This window comes from Nesterenkonia sedimenti (assembly GCF_012641515.1).
Lineage (GTDB): Bacteria > Actinomycetota > Actinomycetes > Actinomycetales > Micrococcaceae > Nesterenkonia > Nesterenkonia sedimenti.
Genome location: NZ_JABAHY010000003.1, coordinates 13,386 through 31,930, shown reverse-complemented (window position 1 = coordinate 31,930; position 18,545 = coordinate 13,386). Strand labels below are relative to the sequence as shown.

At 66.2% G+C, this 18,545-nt stretch carries 14 protein-coding genes; 8 read left to right on the top strand and 6 right to left on the bottom strand.

Features of this window, described 5'->3' with window-relative positions; translation table 11 throughout:
• Positions 1–120 precede the first annotated feature (120 nt).
• From hemQ to HGQ17_RS04545, 4 genes are read left to right on the top strand one after another with little or no spacing between them, the layout of a single operon-like run.
• Positions 121–903, top strand: coding sequence for a hydrogen peroxide-dependent heme synthase (gene hemQ, locus HGQ17_RS04560; protein WP_168886795.1), 783 nt, complete (start codon positions 121–123; stop codon positions 901–903).
• Positions 904–905: 2 nt separating this feature from the next.
• Positions 906–2,066 (top strand): ferrochelatase, encoded by a 1,161-nt coding sequence (locus HGQ17_RS04555; protein ID WP_168886794.1) that lies wholly within the window; start codon positions 906–908, stop codon positions 2,064–2,066.
• Between the two features lie 23 nt (positions 2,067–2,089).
• Entirely contained in the window at positions 2,090–3,109 is a 1,020-nt protein-coding gene (hemC, locus tag HGQ17_RS04550) for a hydroxymethylbilane synthase (RefSeq protein ID WP_168886793.1), read from the top strand.
• 15 nt (positions 3,110–3,124) lie between these two features.
• On the top strand, positions 3,125–3,859 hold the full coding sequence (locus HGQ17_RS04545; protein WP_168886792.1) for a uroporphyrinogen-III synthase: 735 nt from the start codon (positions 3,125–3,127) through the stop codon (positions 3,857–3,859).
• Here HGQ17_RS04545 and HGQ17_RS04540 read toward each other — a convergent pair.
• On the bottom strand, positions 3,831–5,081 hold the full coding sequence (locus HGQ17_RS04540) for an aminotransferase family protein (RefSeq protein ID WP_324615187.1): 1,251 nt from the start codon (positions 5,079–5,081) through the stop codon (positions 3,831–3,833). The genes HGQ17_RS04545 and HGQ17_RS04540 overlap by 29 nt on opposite strands.
• A 209-nt stretch (positions 5,082–5,290) precedes the next feature.
• Between HGQ17_RS04540 and hemB the strand changes: the two genes are divergently transcribed.
• The gene (gene hemB / locus HGQ17_RS04535) at positions 5,291–6,268 is read left to right on the top strand and encodes a porphobilinogen synthase (protein ID WP_168886791.1); all 978 of its coding nucleotides are present in this window, start codon (positions 5,291–5,293) and stop codon (positions 6,266–6,268) included.
• An 8-nt stretch (positions 6,269–6,276) separates the two neighbouring features.
• Positions 6,277–7,584, top strand: a complete 1,308-nt coding sequence (gene hemL / locus HGQ17_RS04530; RefSeq protein WP_168886790.1) for a glutamate-1-semialdehyde 2,1-aminomutase — start codon at positions 6,277–6,279, stop codon at positions 7,582–7,584.
• Here hemL and HGQ17_RS04525 read toward each other — a convergent pair.
• The 4 genes from HGQ17_RS04525 to HGQ17_RS04510 form a co-directional block, all read right to left on the bottom strand.
• Entirely contained in the window at positions 7,581–8,474 is an 894-nt protein-coding gene (locus tag HGQ17_RS04525) for a hypothetical protein (RefSeq protein WP_168886789.1), read from the bottom strand. The two genes, hemL and HGQ17_RS04525, sit on opposite strands and share 4 nt — an antisense overlap.
• Positions 8,475–8,498: 24 nt before the next feature.
• Entirely contained in the window at positions 8,499–8,732 is a 234-nt protein-coding gene (locus tag HGQ17_RS04520) for a hypothetical protein (RefSeq protein ID WP_168886788.1), read from the bottom strand.
• A gap of 27 nt (positions 8,733–8,759) precedes the next feature.
• The gene (locus tag HGQ17_RS04515; protein WP_168886787.1) at positions 8,760–9,482 is read right to left on the bottom strand and encodes a 3'-5' exonuclease; all 723 of its coding nucleotides are present in this window, start codon (positions 9,480–9,482) and stop codon (positions 8,760–8,762) included.
• Between the two features lie 63 nt (positions 9,483–9,545).
• Positions 9,546–9,971, bottom strand: coding sequence for an SseB family protein (locus HGQ17_RS04510; RefSeq protein WP_168886786.1), 426 nt, complete (start codon positions 9,969–9,971; stop codon positions 9,546–9,548).
• A 222-nt stretch (positions 9,972–10,193) separates the two neighbouring features.
• On the opposite strand from HGQ17_RS04510, the gene HGQ17_RS04505 reads away from it, so the two are divergent.
• Both HGQ17_RS04505 and HGQ17_RS04500 read left to right on the top strand, forming a co-directional pair.
• Entirely contained in the window at positions 10,194–13,484 is a 3,291-nt protein-coding gene (locus HGQ17_RS04505) for a UrvD/REP family ATP-dependent DNA helicase (RefSeq protein WP_168886785.1), read from the top strand.
• Positions 13,481–17,269: an ATP-dependent DNA helicase gene (locus HGQ17_RS04500; protein WP_168886784.1), complete on the top strand. Its 3,789-nt coding sequence runs from the start codon at positions 13,481–13,483 to the stop codon at positions 17,267–17,269. The genes HGQ17_RS04505 and HGQ17_RS04500 overlap by 4 nt, the downstream gene beginning before the upstream one ends.
• Here the strand turns inward: HGQ17_RS04500 and HGQ17_RS04495 are convergent.
• The gene (locus HGQ17_RS04495) at positions 17,235–18,473 is read right to left on the bottom strand and encodes an MFS transporter (RefSeq protein ID WP_168886783.1); all 1,239 of its coding nucleotides are present in this window, start codon (positions 18,471–18,473) and stop codon (positions 17,235–17,237) included. The genes HGQ17_RS04500 and HGQ17_RS04495 overlap by 35 nt on opposite strands.
• Positions 18,474–18,545: the final 72 nt, after the last annotated feature.

Here is an 18,545-nt window from a genome sequence, read left to right as displayed (position 1 = left end):
AGCCGAGAGGAGACCCGAGCTCGCTCGGGGGCTTCCAAGGCGATTGAGGGAATGAACACCGCCAAGCGGTCTTCTACGCCGTGTAGAAGTCACCCACACACGCGCGATAGAGTGGAGCCCATGAGCTACGGCCGCAACCCTAAGCGCACCCCTGAAGAGGTCAACTCCTCCGGTAAGGACTGGTATACCCTGTTCGCCGTCTTTCAGCGGACCGAGACCCGCTCTGCCACGGACTGGTGGGAGCCCAAGAACCGTAATGAAGCTCCCAGCGGCCGTAAAGCCGAGAAGATCACCGCCGAGTTCGAAGAGGCCGTGGCCGCCCTGGCCGGAGAAGGACTCGGAACCGACGACGATGCCGTCGAACTGCGCGGGACCTATGACGTCTCCGGAATGCGCGCCGATGCCGACATCATGCTGTGGCTGACCGGCCATAAGGCCGAAAAGCTCCAGGCCGCCCTGCGCCAGCTGCACCGCACCGAGCTGCTCAACCAGACCGAGATTGCCTTCTCCGCAATGGGGGTCCACCGCACTGCGGAGTTCGCCCGTGCCCATGTGCCCGCCTTCACCCGCGGAGTCGAGGCCGAGGACTGGCTGGTGGTCTACCCCTTCAACCGCAGCTACGACTGGTACCTCATGGACCCCGCCAAACGCGGTGCCATGCTGCGCGAACACGGCCAGCTCGGCCAGGAGTTCCCCTCGGTGCTGGCGAACACCACCAGCGCCTTCGCCCTCAACGACTGGGAATGGCTGCTGGCACTGGAAGCCCCCGAACTCACGGATCTCGTGGATATGATGCGCAAGCTCCGCGAATCCGAAACCCGATACCACGTCCGGGACGAAACCCCCTTCTACACCGGACGCCGACTGCCCAACACCACTGACATCCTCGAGGTCCTCTCCTGATCATGAGCAGCACCGCACCCGCCGCCAAAGCACTGCCCGCCGACTACGTCGCCCAGACCCCCGCCGAAGGCGAACGCCGCAGCTATACCGCCATCCTGCTGGCCAGCTTCGGCGGCCCCGAAGGCCAGGATGACGTCATCCCCTTCCTGCGTAACGTCACCCGCGGCAAAGGAATCCCCGATGAGCGACTCGAAGAGGTCGCCACCCACTACCGGGCCAATGACGGCATCAGCCCTATCAACGAGCAGAACCGCGACCTCATCGCCGCCCTGGAGACCGAGCTGGCCAAACGAGAGATCGACATCCCGATCTACTGGGGCAACCGCAACTGGGACCCCTACTTCGCCGACAGCTTCAAGAAGATGCACCAGGGCGGCCACCGCGATGTGCTGGTGCTGGTGACCTCCGCCTACGCCGGATACTCCAGCAATGACCAGTACCTCGAGGACTTCGAGCGCACCCTGGACGAGACCGGCCTGCGCGGGGAACTCAACCTGGTCAAGGTCCGTCAGTTCTTCTACGACAAAGCCTTCACCAAGCCCAATGAGGAATTCCTCAGCGCCGGTCTCAGCGATGTCAGCAAGCAGCTGAGCGAGAAGGGCTCCGAGGGCAAGACCAAGGTCCTGTTCGTCACCCACTCCATCCCCTCCGCCGTGGCAGAGCGTCAGGGACCGGCGCGGATCAAGGAACTCTTCGGCACCGACGTCTACACCGCCCAGCACCAGGCAATCGCCGACTACCTCATGCAGGCAGTGCCCGAAGCCAAGGATGTGGACTACCAGGTGGTCTTCCAGTCCCGCTCCGGCAGCCCCGAAACCCCCTGGCTGGAACCGGATATCAACGACCAGATCGAAGAGGACGCCCAGAACGGCTACGCCGGCGTCGTCGTCGTGCCCTTTGGGTTCGTCTCCGATCATATGGAGGTCATCTGGGACCTCGACACTGAGGCCAAGGAGACCGCCGAGGAGCAGGGCCTGGCCTTCCACCGGGCACCGACTGTGGGCGTGCACCCCGAGTTCGTCTCCGGACTGGTCGACATCATGGGCGAATACATCACCGGAGCCGAAGGCCAGCCGCTGGCCACCGGTGAACAGACTGTCCCCGGTGACTGGAGCGACCTCACCACCGACGGCGGCTGGGGCACCCCGCTGCAGGGGAGCTAGACAGTCCCGTTACTGTTAGCCCTATGCAGACATTCCGAGTAGGGACCCGCGGGTCCAAGCTGGCCCTGGCCCAGTCCACCACCGCCGCCGAGGCACTGGCCACCGGCGCGGGATTCGACTACGAGCTAGTGACCATCAAATCCGAAGGAGATGTGCTCACCGGACCGCTGAGCCAGCTGGGCGGAACCGGCGTCTTTGCCGCAGCCCTGCGCAAAGCCCTGCTGGACTCCGAGGTCGATGTGGCCGTGCACTCCCTGAAGGACCTGCCGGCTAAGGATCTTGAGGAACTGGCCATTGCCGCAGTCCCGCAGCGTGAAGAGGTCCGCGATGCCCTCTGCTCGGCCCATGACCTCAGCCTTGAGGAACTGCCCTCCGGTGCCAAGATCGGCACCGGATCCCCGCGCCGAGCAGCTCAGCTGCTGGCCGCCCGCAGTGATCTGCAGATCGTCGATATCCGCGGCAATGTGGGCACCCGCCTGGCCCGAGTCCGTGGTCGGGAGGATGCGGGTGAGAAATCACCCCAGGCCGGGGACTCCCCACGCGGAGACCTCGACGCCGTGGTGCTTGCCGGGGCAGGGCTTATTCGCCTCGGTCTGGAGCACCATATCTCCGAACTGCTGGCCCCCGAGGTGATGACCCCCGCCCCCGGGCAGGGAGCACTCGCCGTGGAGGTCAGGGCCGCCGATGCAGCGATCACCGCCCCACTGGGCGTGGGTCTGGCGACCCTGGAGGATATGGAAGCCCGCCTGGAGACCACCGCTGAACGCGCCCTGCTGGCCCGGCTCAACGCCGGCTGCGCGGCACCTATCGGCGGGCTGGCCCGGGCCACCGATGAGCCCGACGGCGGAGTCCGACTCCGGCTGGACACAGTGGTCTGCGCCCCCGACGGCTCGGAATCCCAGCGGGCCGGGGCCGAGATTCACCTCTCCATGGGGGCTGACCGGGATGTGGCCGTGGACGAGGCTGCCCGTTTGGGAGCCGAGGTCGCCGAGACCCTACTGGCCGAGGACAAAGGCCTGCTCAAACACGTCGTCGACTCCTAGACCGGAGCGCTGAGCATGGCAGCTGCCCCCGAGAAGATCCTGCTGACCCGGAACCCTGAACAGTCCGGGGCGCTGGAGTCCGGGCTGAGAGATGCCGGCTATGCAGTGGACCATCTCCCACTGACACAACAGGTACTGCCCCAGGACATGGGACAGCTGAGGGCTGCGCTTGATCAGCTGGCTGCAGGGGAGTTCAGCTGGCTGCTGCTGACCAGCGGGAACACTGTGCGGTCGCTGATAGAGGCTGGGTGGGACGGCAGCGTTCCGCAGACCACGCAGATCGGCGTCGTCGGACCCGGAACAGCGCGGGTCCTCGAGGAGCTCACAGGTCTGACCCAGGTATGGATGCCAGCCGAGCACAGTGCGGCAGGAATCCTCGCCGAGCTGCCTGCACCCGAGACCAGCGACAGGCTACTGCTGCCCCAATCAGCCCAGGCCCGATCCCAGCTGGCCCAGGGGCTGGCAGAGCGGGGTTGGGAAATCACCTGGGTCACTGCCTATGCCACAGTGGCCCTGCCCCATCCGGAGACAGACCAGCTCAGCCGGGGGGATACGGTGCTGATCACCAGCTCCATTGCAGCAGAGGTCTGGGCGCAGCTGGATACCCCGGAGATCACCGTATTGGCCATCGGAGAACCCACTGCCCTCACGCTGAATCAGCGGGGTCGGCCCGCCGATGCCGTGCTCGCCGAACCCACAGCGGCCGGCGTCGTCGATGTCCTTAGGCAGCGGTATCCAAGGCGTCCTTAATCGCCTTCACCGCCGTGTGAACCTCACTGTCAGTGGTCACAAAGGGTGGGCTCATCTGCAGGTTATTGCCCGGAAGCGGGCGGAAGATGAACCCGCGCTCAATCAGCGTATCGGCCAGGGCCTCACCGCTGATGGCCGGATCCAGTTCAATACCGGCCAGGAAGCCGCCGACCCGAATATCCTTCACCAAAGCGTGGCCCTCCAGCACGGTGGTGGCCTCAGCCAGCACCGTCTCCAGCTCCTTGGCCCGCTGCACGAGGTGTTCTGCCTCGAGAATGTCCAGGTTCTTCATCGCCACAGCGCAGGAGGTGGCATGCCCGGAATAGGTGGTGCCATGCCGGTAGACCGGAGACTCAGCCCCACGGGTGAAGAAGGGCTCCCAGACTCGCGGGGCCACCAGGATGCCGCCCAGCGGGGCATAGCCGGAGGTGATGCCCTTGGCCATGGTGACAATATCGGGGCTGAGGTTATACCGCTGGGAGGCGAACATCTGCCCGGTTCGGCCGAAACCAGTGATCACCTCATCGGCGATAAGCAGGAAGTCATGCTCAGCGGCCAACCGCTGCAGCCCCTCCAAATACCCTGGGGCCGGCGGATGCACACCACCGGTTCCCATAATCGGCTCGGAGATGAAGGCCGCAATATTCTCCGGCCCAATGCGCAGGATCTCCGCCTCAACGGCCTCGATGTCATCACGGGAGACCCGGGCGGTCTCCGGAATCAGGGATTCGGTGCCATAGCCCTCACGGTTGAAATCCAGCCCACCCACTGAGGTGCCATAGGCGTGGAGCCCATGGTAGGCGGACTCCCGGGAGAGGATGATCTTCTTAGCCGGGGCACCTTCGACCTGCCAGTAGCGGCGGGCCAGTTTGCAGGCTACATCCACAGCATCGGAGCCACCGGCGTTGAGGATGACTTTTGCATCGGCCATCGGCGCCAGCTCACGCAGCCGCTCCGAAAGCGCCTGAGCCTGGTCATTCACATAGCGTCCGAAGGTGTGGTAAGTCTCCAGTTTCCGCATCTGCTCGGCGGCCACCTCGGCGATTTCGGCCCGACCATGGCCCACATTCGCGTACCAGAGCGCGGCCGAACCATCGAACAGCCGCTGGCCATCCTGGGTGTAGACGTAGGCGCCCTCACCGCGTTCGATGACGACCTGCCGGTCCATCACGGTGGGCATATGCGCCTGGGGGTTCCAGAAGGCGGGGGATACTGCGGTCACTGATGTCTCCCTAACGTGTCGTGGGCTCCCACCCGGGGCGCCCCTGCAACGAGCTCAGTCTCGAGCGTAACGGAGATGATGGCCACAGCTGTGGCAAGCCGCGGCGTGTGATCCACCCTTGCCCACTCATAATCCTGCGATTCGGAGGTATAACCATGGGCGCAGTTAACGGTGGGTCCTGCCCGGATGAACCGCCTAGACTGGTGGGCGTGACTTTCCCTTACGCCCGCCCCCGCCGGCTGCGCCGCACCCCCGCGCTGCGCCGGCTGGTCGCTGAAACCCGCCTGCACCCGGCCGATTTCATCCTCCCGGTCTTCGTCCGGGAAGGGCTGAGCGAACCCGAACCGATCAACTCCATGCCGGGGGTCGTCCAGCACACCGAGAAGAGCCTGCTCAGCGCAGCCAAGGACGCCGCCGACCTCGGACTGGGCGGGATTATGCTCTTCGGAATCCTCGCCGAACGAGACGCCGAGGGCAGCGCCGGACTCGACCCTGAGGGGATCCTCAACCGCAGCATCCGCGCGGTCAAGGACACCGTGGGCGAGCAGCTGCCGGTGATGGCCGATCTCTGCCTGGATGAGTTCACCGACCACGGTCACTGCGGGGTCCTGGACGCCACCGGATCTGTGGACAATGACCGCACACTCGAGCTCTACGCCCAGATGGGAGTAGTCCAGGCAGCCGCAGGCGCCGACGTCGTCGCCCCCTCCGGGATGATGGACGGACAGGTCGGAGTCATCCGCGATGCCCTCGATGAGGCCGGCCACCAGGAGGTGCCCATCCTGGCCTATGCCGCCAAATACGCCTCCGCCTTCTACGGACCCTTCCGCGAAGCCGTGGACTCCCAGCTCACCGGTGACCGCCGGCAGTACCAGATGGATGCCCCCAACCGGACCGAAGCCCGCCGCGAGGTCGAACTGGACCTCGCCGAGGGCGCCGATATGGTGATGGTCAAACCCGCCAGCGCCTATCTGGACATCCTCTCCGATGTCGCTGAGATCTCCGATGTGCCCGTCTCCGCCTACCAGGTCTCCGGGGAATACGCGATGATCGAGGCCGCCGCAGCCCAGGGCTGGGTGGACCGTCGGGCCATTGTCCTGGAATCACTGACCGCTATCCGGCGCGCCGGCGCCGGCAACATCCTGACCTACTACGCCGCCGAAGCAGCCCGCTGGCTGCATGACTGAGGAGCTACATGACCACCAACGCCCAGCTGTTCGAAACCGCCCAGAACCTCATGCCCGGGGGAGTCAACTCCCCGGTGCGTGCCTTCGGATCTGTGGGCGGGACACCGGTGGCCATGATTTCCGGCCAGGGCCCCTACCTCACCGACACTGAGGGCAAAGAGTATGTGGACCTCGTAGGCTCCTGGGGTCCGGCGCTGCTGGGCCATAAGCACCCTGAGGTCACCGAGGCCGTCCGCAAGGCCGTGGACGCAGGCCTCGGCTTCGGCACATCTCACCCCTCCGAGGCCCGGCTGGCTGAACTCGTCCGGGACCGGGTTCCCGGAGCGGAGATGATCCGCATGGTCTCCACCGGCACCGAGGCCACAATGACTGCAGTGCGGCTGGCCCGCGGAGCCACCGGGAAGAACCTCGTGGTCAAATTCGCCGGCTGCTACCACGGCCACTCCGACGGTTTGCTGGCGGCCGCCGGCTCCGGTGTGGCCACCCTCGGACTGCCCGGTTCAGCCGGGGTCACCGAGGCGCAGGCCTCGGAGACCATCGTCCTGGAGTACAACGACCGCAGCGGGCTGGAAACGGTCTTCAACGAGCACGGGGAGAACATCGCTGCGGTGATCACCGAGGCGACCCCAGCCAATATGGGTGTCGTTCCCCCGGAGCCCGGATTCAACCAGCTCATCCGCGACCTCACCAGCAAATACGGCGCGAAGATGATCTTCGACGAGGTGATGACCGGCTTCCGGATCACCGAGGCCGGCTACTGGGGCGCCTCCGGTCGCCAGGAGGGCTGGACCCCGGATTTGTTCACCTTCGGCAAGGTCATCGGCGGAGGGCTGCCCACCGCCGCAGTGGCCGGAAGCCGAGAGGTCATGGAACACCTGGCGCCCACCGGGCCGGTCTACCACGCAGGAACCCTCCCCGGGAACCCGGTGGCCATGGCCGCCGGTGTTGCCACCCTGGAAGCCGCCACTGCCGAGGTCTACGAACATATCGACAGCAAAGCCGAGGTGGTCGCCGAGGCGCTGACCGCCGCCCTGAACGACGCCGGGGTGGAACACAGCATCCAGAAGGTCGGCTCCCTGTTCTCAGTGGCCTTCGGCACCTCCGCCACCGGAGTGCATAACTACACCGAGGCCCAGAGCCAGGAATCCTTCCGCTACGGACCGTTCTTCCACGCCATGCTCGATGCCGGGGTCTACCTGCCGCCCAGCGTCTTCGAGGCCTGGTTCCTCTCCGCAGCACACGACGACGCCGCCGTGGACCGGATTCTGCAGGCCCTGCCAGCAGCCGCCCGGGCAGCTGCCGAGGCCACCGCCTAAAAGAGGTCTCCCAACCAGTCCTGGGCATCCTCCCAGGACTCGCGGGGGTCCCAGTTGCGCAGATCATCCCAACGGTCCGCCGACCAGCTGCCGAAGTCATCGGCAGTCTCCTGCACCGAATTGCGCACATCATTGGTCAGCAGAACCTGAGGGGTCGAGGCATCGGCGTCGATATCGGCCACTGACCAGTTGTGTCCGATATAGACAGTGCCTCCGTCAGTGACGACTTCATAGTCCTGCTCGTACTCCAGGCCAAGCTCGGCGAGCTGGTCCTGGGCCGCAGGCCATTTGGTGCCCACCAGATCCTGGCTTTCGATGAGCTGCCCCAAATGCGGTTCCAAGGTGACAGTGACCTCATCATCCCCAGCGATCTCGACCTCCTCCACCAGGAGGTCAACACTTGGGTCCAGTTCCAAGCCCTCAGGCTCGAGTACGGAATAGTCGCCGTCGCCGACTCCGGCCTCACGGACCTCCTGGCGGACTTCGGTCCACTCCCGGCCCTCGGCCTCGAGCTCACCGAAGACCTCTGCGGCAGTGGGCTGATCCGGTGCCACGGCACGGACGAAGACCAGAACTGAACCCAGCAGGATGATCACCACTGCGGCGATCAGCAGCAGCCGACGCTGCCCGCCCCACCGCGGGGGCTCCTCGGCATCCTCCACCGACTGCGGTTCTTCCGGGGTAGTCGCCGTCGGATGCGCGGTGTAGTGGTGCGGGGAGTAATGCGCAGGCATCGGGGTGGTGGCCTGCAGGGCGTCGTGGAGCGGAACTGTCCGCTCGGCGGTCAGCGGCTCAGTGTGTTCAGAGATAGTGAGTTCAGGCTCAGCGTTCTCGGCCTGAGCCTCCTCAGGCTCGGCGCGCTCACCCTCTGGGGTCTTCTCATCTGACACGCTGTGCAACTGCCCCCTTCCGGATCATAGTCCGAGGATAGTCAGCACCCCGGTCAGCTGTTCGGCAGCATCGCCGGTATAGCTGACATGCTGGCTGCGCCAGCTGCGGAACGCCCAGTAGAGCACCGCAAAGATCACCACCGCGATGATGATGATCGACCAGGGCAGCCCTCCGGTGGGGGAGCGTTCGACGTCGAGGTCTTCCTCTCGGTCGGGCTCGCTCTCCGGCCCAGGTTCGTTCTCAGGGGTATCAGTCATAGGACTATTGTTCCTCACCGCTGAGCGTCACAGCGGCCAGGACCCATCGATGAACGCATCGGTCTTACCCTGCCGCTGCAGATAGGCCTGGAAATCCGCAGCCTGCTCGGCCCGCCAGCCCACCTGCAGATCATGCAGCTGCCCGGCCGGCATCTGCAGCTCCGGGAACTTCTCGGCCAGACAGTCAGCCACCTGCACGGTGGCCAGGGCATCCGGGGCCGCCGAATGAGCCTCATTGAGCAGTACCCCATAGACACCGCAGAGATCACCCAGACGCCGCTTCCCGCGCCGGTACTTATCCACCTGCTTATCCACCACCAGGGGATCGATCACCGGCCGGGGCTCGGGGAACTGAAGCCCATAGCGGGCGGCCTCAGCCCGCAGCACACCGAGGTCATAGGGCGCATTCATCACCACAACCGCCGAACCGGCATCGAACTCCTCAGTCAGGGCGATCACCAGCTGTTCAATGGCAACCGCTGGGTCCTGGCCGTGCTCGCGGGCATACTCAGTGCTGATCCCGTGGATGGCCACGGTCTCCTCCGGGATCGGAATCCCGGGATCTACCAGCCACTCACGCACCACCGGGGAGGCGTTATCGTCATCGTCATCTAATGCCACCAGTGCTGCGGAGACGATCCGCGCCTCGGCGGGAAACCGGGAGGTGGTCTCCAGATCGAAACCCACCCGACGCCGTCGGTGCCAGGAATCAGCCGAGGGCTGGATCTCAAAAAGTGCTTCGCTCTCCATGCCCGTAACGATACCGTCGCGGGCGGACACGGCGTGGTGGCAGGCCCAGGCCTAGGGGCAGGTTCAGCCCTGCTGGGGGTCCTCGTCCAGCTGACCGGCGATCTGCTCACGGATGGCTGCCATCTGCTCCAGCGACAGCGGGAACTGGTGATCAGCGCCGGGATCGATGATGATCGAGGCATTGGTGACAGCCTGCAGCACACCCACACCGGAGACCACAGCCACATGCGGGGCCTGCTCGGTGTACTCCGCAGGAATTTCCTCGGGGGAGGAGAACAGCGGCATCACCGGATTCTCATCGGTGTCCTGCAGCATCAGGGGGTTGACCGAACCGTCCTCGCCCGGCTGCTCCACTGACGGCAGGTATACCTGCGAATTCAGGAAGGAGTTGACCACCTCAACCAGCTGCTCAGTGGTGGTCTCCCCGTCTGCGGCGGTGACCATCTTCTCTTTAAGGTCGGGCTGGGCGGCGAAAGCTTCCTGGGACATTGGTACCTCTATACCTTCCGTATGGGGTGCCGGATTCACACCGGCTGTACCGTCTCCACGGTACGCGAGCACGCCCCCGGCTGTGAAGCTGTGCCGACTCCGCCCCAGCCCCGATGGGACCACGGAACCCCGCCGTGTCCGGATAGAGTTCTAAGGTGGCAGGATGAGTGGGCCGGAGACCCGGCTCATCGCCAAGCGAAGAGGTGGGGAAGCGAAGCAACGATGAACCAATGTAGAGGGTTCCCGCCCCCGGGAAGTGGACCGATCCTGGTCTACGGACGGCCGGGATCGGGCAAAACTGAACAGGCAGTCGCCGCGGGTCTGAAGTTCCTGCAGGCCGGCCATGATGCCCGCCGGCTGAGCATCCTCTCACCCACCCGCGCCACAGCAGCCCGAATCCGCGACAGCCTCGAGCTCCAATGGAGCGCCACCGGTCCCGAGGCCTCGCTGAGCGACCAGCCCTCCCGGTCATTCGCCGCCTACGCATTCTGGCTTTTGGGAGAGGCACGACGACGCCGGGTCCTACGCTTCAGCGCCCGCTCACCCCGGCTGCTCTCCGGTGCCGAGCAGGACCGGATCCTGCGCGAGATCCTGGCGGAGTTCGCCGCCGAACACGGTCACCAGGCCTGGCCCGGCTCCCTGGCCGAGGCTGCGACCACCGAAGGTTTCCGCAAAGAGGTCCGGGAACTGATCGAACGCTGCAGCGAACAGGGCATCACCGCTGAGCAGCTGCACAGCCTCGGCCTCGAACACAACCGGCAGGAATGGCAGGTGGCCGCTGAGATCTACGCAGCCTACCGGCGGCTGCTGGACAGCCCCGAATACGCCGATGCCTTCGATCCAGCTGGGCTCATCCAGGCAGCATGTGAGGTCCTGGAGGCAGATGAGCAGTTCCTCGCAGCCGAACGGCAACGGCTGCAACTGCTGGTCATCGACGACCTCCAGGAGGCCGGATCCAATGTGCTGCGACTGCTGCGCCTGGTCGGTGCCGGCAAAGACGTGCTGGCCTTCGCCAACCCCGATACCGCCGTTCAGGGCTTCCGCGGAGCCCGCCCGGATAAGCTGCGGGACTGGACCACCAAGGCGCTGATGTCCCCCGATGCCGAGGCAGGTCTGCCCGGTGCCCAGCCTCAGATTCAGATCCTGGAGGGCAGCCATCGGCTGCGCGGTGAGATCAGCCGGCTCTACTCCCGAGTGGTGCAGCGAATCGGGGCAGTGGGCCCTGCCCAACTGCGCAGGGCCGAGGAGGCCGAGCTTGCCGAAGCTGGGACTGAAACAGGTGCCACCGGGGGAGAAGACGAGGTCACTGTCGCAGCAGCCACCGCAGCGGGAGAACATATCGCCGAACAGGCAGTGCTAGCTGAGATCCTGGAGCGCTACGACAGCCACGGGGTGCCCTTCGGCCAGATCGCGGTGATCGCCCGAAGTGGCTCCACCGCCCATGGCCTGGCCCGACAGCTGCGCGCCCGTGGGGTCCCGGTCCGGCAGTCGATGAGCGAGTTCGTCCTCAACCAGGAACCGGCAGTGACCCCACTGCTAGAGATCCTGGCCCGATACTCCCAGCCCAGCCTCCCCGACGAGGAAGCGCCCACCGAGGAACAGCAGGCAGAACTGGACCTGGAGCTGCTGCTGAGCCTGCTCAGTGGCCCCTACGGAGACACCGACCCCCTGACCCAGCGAAGCCTCCGGCAGCTGCTGCTGCGGGCCGAACGCGCTGCAGCCGCAGAGCAGCAGCGTGCACCCCGCAGCGCCGAACAACTGCTGTTCACCGCTGTCCATAACCCCGAGGACCCCGTACTGGTCACGACAGTGGAGAAACACCCAGGAGTCGCCTACGGTCTGGGTCGGGCAGCGCGCATGCTGCAGGCAGCCCGGGAGACCATCGGTGAACAGACCACCGAGACCGCCGGACCCGAAGAGGTGCTCTGGGCGGTCTGGGAGGCAGCCCGGGTCACGACAGGCTGGGCTGAGACCACCGAAGGCAGCGGGATGGAAGCCGAACGGGCGGACCGACATTTGGACTCCGTGCTGGCCCTGTTCCAGGCAGCCGAACGCTTCGCCGACCAGAACCCCCGGGCCACCGCCGCCGATTTCGTCGACCACATGCGGCGGATCGAACTGCCCATGGACAGCCTCGCCGCCACCGCCGCCCCCGAGGACTCCGTGGAGATCCTCACCCCGACCACCGCCGCCGGCCGGGAGTTCAACACTGTCATCCTCTACGGACTCCAAGAGGGACGCTGGCCGAATCTGCGCCCCCGCGGGGCCCTGCTGGGCACCACCGAACTGGTGGACCTCATCGAATACGGCAGCACCGGCCAGCAGAACCCGCTGATCAAACGCCTCACCGTCCTCCAGGACGAATACCGGCTCTTCGCCGCAGCCGCCTCCCGGGCCAGCCACCGGGTCTTCGCCCTGGCCGTGGAATCGGCCGAGGAACAGCCCAGCCTCCTGTTGGATCTGGTCACCCCCGCCGACCAACGGCCTGCAGTGACCCAACTGCGACCCGAACCCCCAACCTCCGCCAGGCTGGTGGCCGAACTGCGCCGGTTCCTGGAGACCAGTGCCGCCCAGGACCAGCTGCAGTCCCCCGAGGCCCAGGAAGCAGCCCAGGCCCTGGCCGCCCTCGCCGATGCCGGGATCAGAGGAGCCGACCCCCAGCAGTGGTGGGGCCTGGCCGAGCTCACCGATACCCGCGGACTCCACGACCCTGAGGAGAAGATCTCCATCTACCCCTCAGCCGTGGAGAAGGCCATCACCAACCCCCTGGCCTGGTTCACCTCAGCCGCCGGAGGCACCGAGGCCACTGACTTCGCCCGATCCCTGGGCGTGCTCATCCACGCAGTGGCCGAGGAACACCCCGAGGAATCCGACCCCGAGGTGCTCACCGAAGCCCTGGCCAAACGCTGGGACGCCCTGGGGCTGAAGCCCGGCTGGCAGGCCGATGCCGAATGGGAACGCGCCCAGGACATGCTGCGCCAACTGGCTCAGTACCACGCCCGGGCCGCCTCTCGGCAGCTGCTGGGCACCGAGCTGCACGCCGAGGCAGAGCTGACGGTACCCACCGGCAGTAATGAGCAGCTGGTGCGGATCAGCGGCACCATCGACCGGATCGAGCGCACCCCCGAGGGTCAGCTCTACATCGTCGACCTCAAAACCGGCCGCCGGGCCACACCCGGGGCAGAGATGTCCCGCCACCCCCAGCTGGGCCTTTACCAACTGCTGCTCACCGAGGCCGAACTGCCCGAGGAGCTCAAGGCCCCCATCCACCAGAGCGCCCTGCTGTTTGTGGCCGCAAACCAGAACCACACCCTGCGCGAGCAGGACTCCGCGCCCCTGGATGACCCCGCCGCCTGGCCGCGGAAGCAGCTCACCGCCGCCACCGAAACGATGACCTCGGCCAGCTTCACCGCCCGGCATGAGCCCAATCAGGACTCCACCTCCCGGGCCGGCTGCCGCATCGGCCCCCTCTGCCCCCTGTGCACCGACACCAAGCAGGTGACCCAACCATGAGTGCAGGCCAGCATCCCCGCTACAGCTCCACCGAGATCGCCCAGGCCCTCGGGAACCCACCGCCCACCCCCGAACAGCGTAAGGTCATCGAAGCGCCCCTGGAACCCACCCTGGTGATCGCCGGGGCAGGATCCGGCAAAACCGCCACTATGGCCGACCGGGTGGTCTACCTCGTGGCCAATGCGATCATCCGGCCCGATGAGATCCTCGGGGTCACTTTCACCCGCAAAGCAGCCGGAGAACTGCGCGAACGGGTCACCGGCAAACTCGCCCACCTTCTGCGGGCTGGGCTCATCACCGCCGAAACCCTGCTGCCAGCCGAGTCTGAGGACACCGGCCCGGCAACCGCCCAGCTGGACCCCGCCGCCCTGCTGGCCCCGGTGATCTCCACCTACCACGCCTATGCCCAATCCCTGGTCACCGAATACGGGATGCATATCGGCCTGGAACCCGAAACCCAGCTCATCGGAGAGGCCCAGGCCTGGCAGATCGTCGCCCCCCTTGTGGAGAGCTTCGAGGAGGGCCACACCTTCGTGGAGACCGGGGCAACTGTCAGCTCCCTGCCCGGACAGGTGCTCACCCTGGCAGGTGACTGTGCCGAGCATCTGAGGAACCCCGCCGACGTCGTCGGTTTCCTGCAGACCGAGATCGAACGCGCCGAGCGCCTCCGGGACCTCAAATTCGCCGAACATGAGGCCAAGGAGCAGAAGAAACTCGCCAAGGACCCCGACTACCAGCCCAAACCCCCCAAGCTCGGCCAGAAGGAACAGGCCCTGCTGGATCTGCTGAAGACCCGGCAGGCCCTGCCCGGACTGGTCACCAAATACCACCAGGCCAAGGCAGAACTGGGGGTGATGGACTTCGGTGACCTCCTGCGCCATGCCGTCCGGATCGTCCAGGAGGCACCCCAGGCTGTGGAGGCCGAACGGGAGAAATACCGGCTGGTGCTGCTCGACGAATTCCAGGACACCTCCTACGCCCAGCTGGAACTCTTCGCCCAACTCTACGGAGCCGGCACCGAGAAGGCCGTCACCGCCGTCGGCGACCCCAATCAGTCCATCTACGGATTCCGCGGAGCCTCGGCAGGCCAGCTCTTCTCCTTCCCCCACCGATTCCCCCGGACCGAGAACGACGACGCCACCCCCAGATACCGGCCGGCCCCCATCCGCCAGCTGACCGTGGCCTGGCGCAACGGGCGCAGCATCCTGGCCACCGCCAACGCCATCGTCGCCCCGCTGAGCAGGGACGCCGATAACCCCTGGGATGCCTCCACTGCGAAGCTACGTGGCGAATTGAAGCCCCTGATCACCCCCGATCAGGCGGATAAAGACCCCGAGCAGCCGCTGAGCTCCGGGGGCGAGCCCATCCTGCCGCCGGAGAAAGTGGCAGCCGGTGAGGTCCACTATGGCTTCTTCCACACCGAAGCCGAGGAGACCGAGGCGATCATCGCCCAACTCCGTCAGGTGGTGAACACCGATGAGGGGACTGCGAAACCCACGGAGGAACAGCCCTCCTGTGCGGTGCTGGCGCCCACCCACGGCCGGCTGGCCGCCATCGCAGAAGGCCTACGAGCCGCCGGAGTGCACTACCAACTGCTGAGCCTGCAGGGACTGCTGCATGTGCCCGAGGTGGCAGAGACCATCAGCTATCTGCGGGTGCTCAATGACCCCGGCCGTTCCGATGCCCTGATGCGGATCCTGGCCGGAGCCCGCTACCGAATCGGCCCACGGGATCTGCACCGACTGGGAGCCTATGCCTCATCCCTGGCCGGCCGGCGCCGCCCCTCCGCCGGCGAGGAGCCGCTGACCACCGCAGAGGCCGATACCGCGGAGCTGCAGTCCCTGGCCGAAGCCCTGGCCGCCCTGCCCGAGGACACCCAACGACTCACCGAAAGCCTGGGATTCTCCACCGAGGGAGCCCAGCGCCTGCTGGGGGCGAAACAAGATTTCGCGACCCTGCGCCGGCTCATCGGCCTCGACCTCGGCACCCTGATCCACCGCCTGGTGCAGGAGACCGGTCTGGATGTGGAGGTCGCCGCCCGCCCGGTTTCTGAGGACACAGGCCCCACAGACTCAGCAGGCGCCCAGCCCGCTGCTCATCCCACCGCCCAGCTGGATGCGCTGATCGGCTATGCCCAGAGCTTCGCCGAAGGAGAAGACCCCACTGATCTCACCGGTTTCCTCGACTGGCTCGATGCCGCCGCAGCCAATGAGCGGGGTCTGGAACAGGCCGCCCAGGAACCGGCCCCCGGGGCAGTGCAACTGCTGACCGTCCACGCCTCCAAAGGGCTGGAATGGGATGTGGTGGCGGTGGCTGGGCTGCGCGAGGACCTCTTCCCCGCCGCCCGGGCCCGGGCACAGAACTGGCTCAACGCCCAGGCGAATCTGCCCTGGCCCCTGCGCGGTGACCATGCGGCCCTGCCCCAATGGGACTCCGACCAGGAGAGCATCAGCTTCTGGGTCTGCTCCTCGGGACGCAATTCCACCAAAGCCTATGAGAACACCGGCGGACGGGTCTTCAGCGAGGACTGCTATGCCTTCAGCCGCCAGGAACAGCGCCGCCTGGCCTATGTCGCCCTCACCCGGGCACGCAGCCGGCTCATCTGCACAGGAGCCAGTTTCTACGGTGCATCCGGGGGCAAGGAGGCCAGCGAATTCCTCAGCGACATCAGGCAGGCCGCCCAGGAGACCAACCAGCCGGAGAGCTTCACCGAGCTGAACTGGTACGAATTCGACCCCGAGGATCAGCCGGAGAACCCCGAGGCCGGGCTGCTCACCGAAGCCCAATGGCCCTATGACCCCCTGGCCGCGGTGCCTATGAGACGAGTGCGCCTGGAACGGGCTGATACCGAGGATCCCACCAGTGTGGACGAATACCACCCGGTGGCCGATGAACAGCCCCAGCAGCTGCCCACCCGCCGACCGGCGATGACCGCCGCCGCACAGGCAGTGCGGGAGGCGGCAGCCGAGAACGTCGTCGTCGATTCTGAGGCCCAACAGGAATCACCCCGGCGAGGCTGGCTTGCCCAGGCCCAGGCCGTGATCCGCCGCCACCAGCTGGCCCGGCGCGACCGGGGAGGCACCGAGCTTCCAGCCCAGATGAGCGCCTCCACAGTGGTGGCCCTGGCCCAGGACCCCCAGCCAGTGCTCGAGCAGGTCCGCAGGCCCGTCCCACAGCGCCCGCACCGCCAGGCCCGGCGCGGAACCGTGGTCCACGCCTGGGTGGAGCAGCAGTTCGACGCCGTGGCACCTTTCCCAGAGATCGACGACGCCGTCTCTACCGAGAAGGACCTCGAGCAGCTCTTCGACCTCGCCACGGTCAAGGAGAACTTCCGGTCCACCCCCTGGGCTCAGCGGCAGGTCTTCGCCATGGAGATCCCGGTGGAGACCTCTGTGGAGGGCGTGATGCTCCGGGGCCGGATCGATGCCGTGTTCGGCTCAGACCCTCAGGGCAGGCAGCTGGGCACCGGGGATTTCGAACGCTGGGAGCAGCTGCCCAAGCTCGAGCGGAACGCGAAGATGGCCCAGTGCAGCTGGGATCTGGTCGACTGGAAGACTGGATCAGTGCCCACCGGGGCGGACCTCGAGGCCAAACAGCTGCAGCTGGCCATCTACCGGCTGGCCTTCAGCAGGATCTACGGGGTCCCGGCGGAGCAGATCAACGCCCACTTCGTCTATCTCGACGCCGGTCGGACACTGACTCCCCAGCGCCTGCAGAGCGCCGAAGAGCTGCAGGAACTCATCCGCGGAGTCAGACCTTCTGGCCGGCCCGTTTGGTCAGCATGATGGCGTAGAGGGTGATCAGCACACCGATCACCGCTGCGGCCGCGCCCACATAGGCGGGGGCGCGCAGCCAGTCTCCCTCACGATCGGCGATCACCAGGGCACCGGCGACCGCACCCAGGGCATTGGCAGCGTTGAAGGCCGAATGGTGGAAACTTGCCGCAAGCTGCGGGGCCTTCGGGGCGGTGTCGATCAGATGAGTCTGCATCGAAGGGCCCAGGGTGGAGGCCGAGCAGCCCACCAGGAACAGCAGCAGAAGCATCAGCCAGGGAATATGGGCCAAGAGGCCGAAGAGCGTCATGAACAGTGCCACCAGGCTCATCGCCACCAGCACTGTGCCCAAGACAGACTTATCTGAGAAATAGCCGCCCAGGAATGTGCCGGTGACCATTCCGGAGCCGAAGATCAGCACCACCCAGGGCAGGAAGCTGTCACTGAAACCGGTGACCTCCACCGCCACATGTGTCAGATAGGTGTAGATGGCGAACATTCCGGAGAATCCGATGATCGCCAGTCCGATGCCGACCCAGAGCCGCTGATTAGCCAGGGCACGCAGTTCCCCGCGGACCGAGGCGCCCTGGGGCGGGTGGATCCGTGGGGCATAGATCAACAGGGCCAGCATGGTCATCGCACCCAGGATGGCGACCACAGCGAACATCCACCGCCAGCCGAAGGCCTGACCCACCCAGGTCACCGCCGGCACACCGGTGAGATTGGCGATGGCCAGACCCGAGAGCACCACGGCAATAGCCCGGCCGCGTTTGGCCGGTCCGGCCATCTGAGCAGCCATCAGCGCGGCCGTGGCGAAGAAAGCCCCATGGGGCAGCCCGGAGAGGAAACGGGAGACGACCAGGGTCTCGAAATTCGGGGCCAGGAAACTGAACAGGTGGGCGGCGATGAAGAGCACCAGCAGCAGCAGAGCATAACCGCGGCGCTCCCGTTTGGCCCCACCCAGGGAGAGGATCGGGGCCCCGACCACCACACCGAGGGCATAGGCGGTCACCAGCATGCCGCCCTGGCCCAGGGAGACCCCGAGATCGGCCACGATCTCGCGCTGCAGTCCCATAATCGCGAACTCTGTGACCCCGATGGCGAAACCACCGGTGGCCAGGGCCAGAATGGCCAGGGCCACCTGACGGCGTGTCAGGTGGGGGCCGCTGTTGGTCACCAAGGGGACCGGCTGGGAGGTGGGGGTCTTCTCGCTCACTGAACGCCCAACCTCAGGAAACCGGCAATCATTCCCAATTCAGATGTGACGGCCGTGACCCCATAATCCACG

Bases quoted from the DNA above. Each gene is read 5' to 3' on its own strand.
- hemQ (WP_168886795.1), top strand. From the start codon at position 121: ATGAGCTACGGCCGCAACCCTAAGCGCACCCCTGAAGAGGTCAACTCC.
- HGQ17_RS04555 (WP_168886794.1), top strand. From the start codon at position 906: ATGAGCAGCACCGCACCCGCCGCCAAAGCACTGCCCGCCGACTACGTC.
- hemC (WP_168886793.1), top strand. From the start codon at position 2,090: ATGCAGACATTCCGAGTAGGGACCCGCGGGTCCAAGCTGGCCCTGGCC.
- HGQ17_RS04545 (WP_168886792.1), top strand. From the start codon at position 3,125: ATGGCAGCTGCCCCCGAGAAGATCCTGCTGACCCGGAACCCTGAACAG.
- hemL (WP_168886790.1), top strand. From the start codon at position 6,277: ATGACCACCAACGCCCAGCTGTTCGAAACCGCCCAGAACCTCATGCCC.
- HGQ17_RS04520 (WP_168886788.1), bottom strand. From the start codon at position 8,732: ATGACTGATACCCCTGAGAACGAACCTGGGCCGGAGAGCGAGCCCGAC.
- HGQ17_RS04515 (WP_168886787.1), bottom strand. From the start codon at position 9,482: ATGGAGAGCGAAGCACTTTTTGAGATCCAGCCCTCGGCTGATTCCTGG.
- HGQ17_RS04510 (WP_168886786.1), bottom strand. From the start codon at position 9,971: ATGTCCCAGGAAGCTTTCGCCGCCCAGCCCGACCTTAAAGAGAAGATG.
- HGQ17_RS04505 (WP_168886785.1), top strand. From the start codon at position 10,194: ATGAACCAATGTAGAGGGTTCCCGCCCCCGGGAAGTGGACCGATCCTG.
- HGQ17_RS04500 (WP_168886784.1), top strand. From the start codon at position 13,481: ATGAGTGCAGGCCAGCATCCCCGCTACAGCTCCACCGAGATCGCCCAG.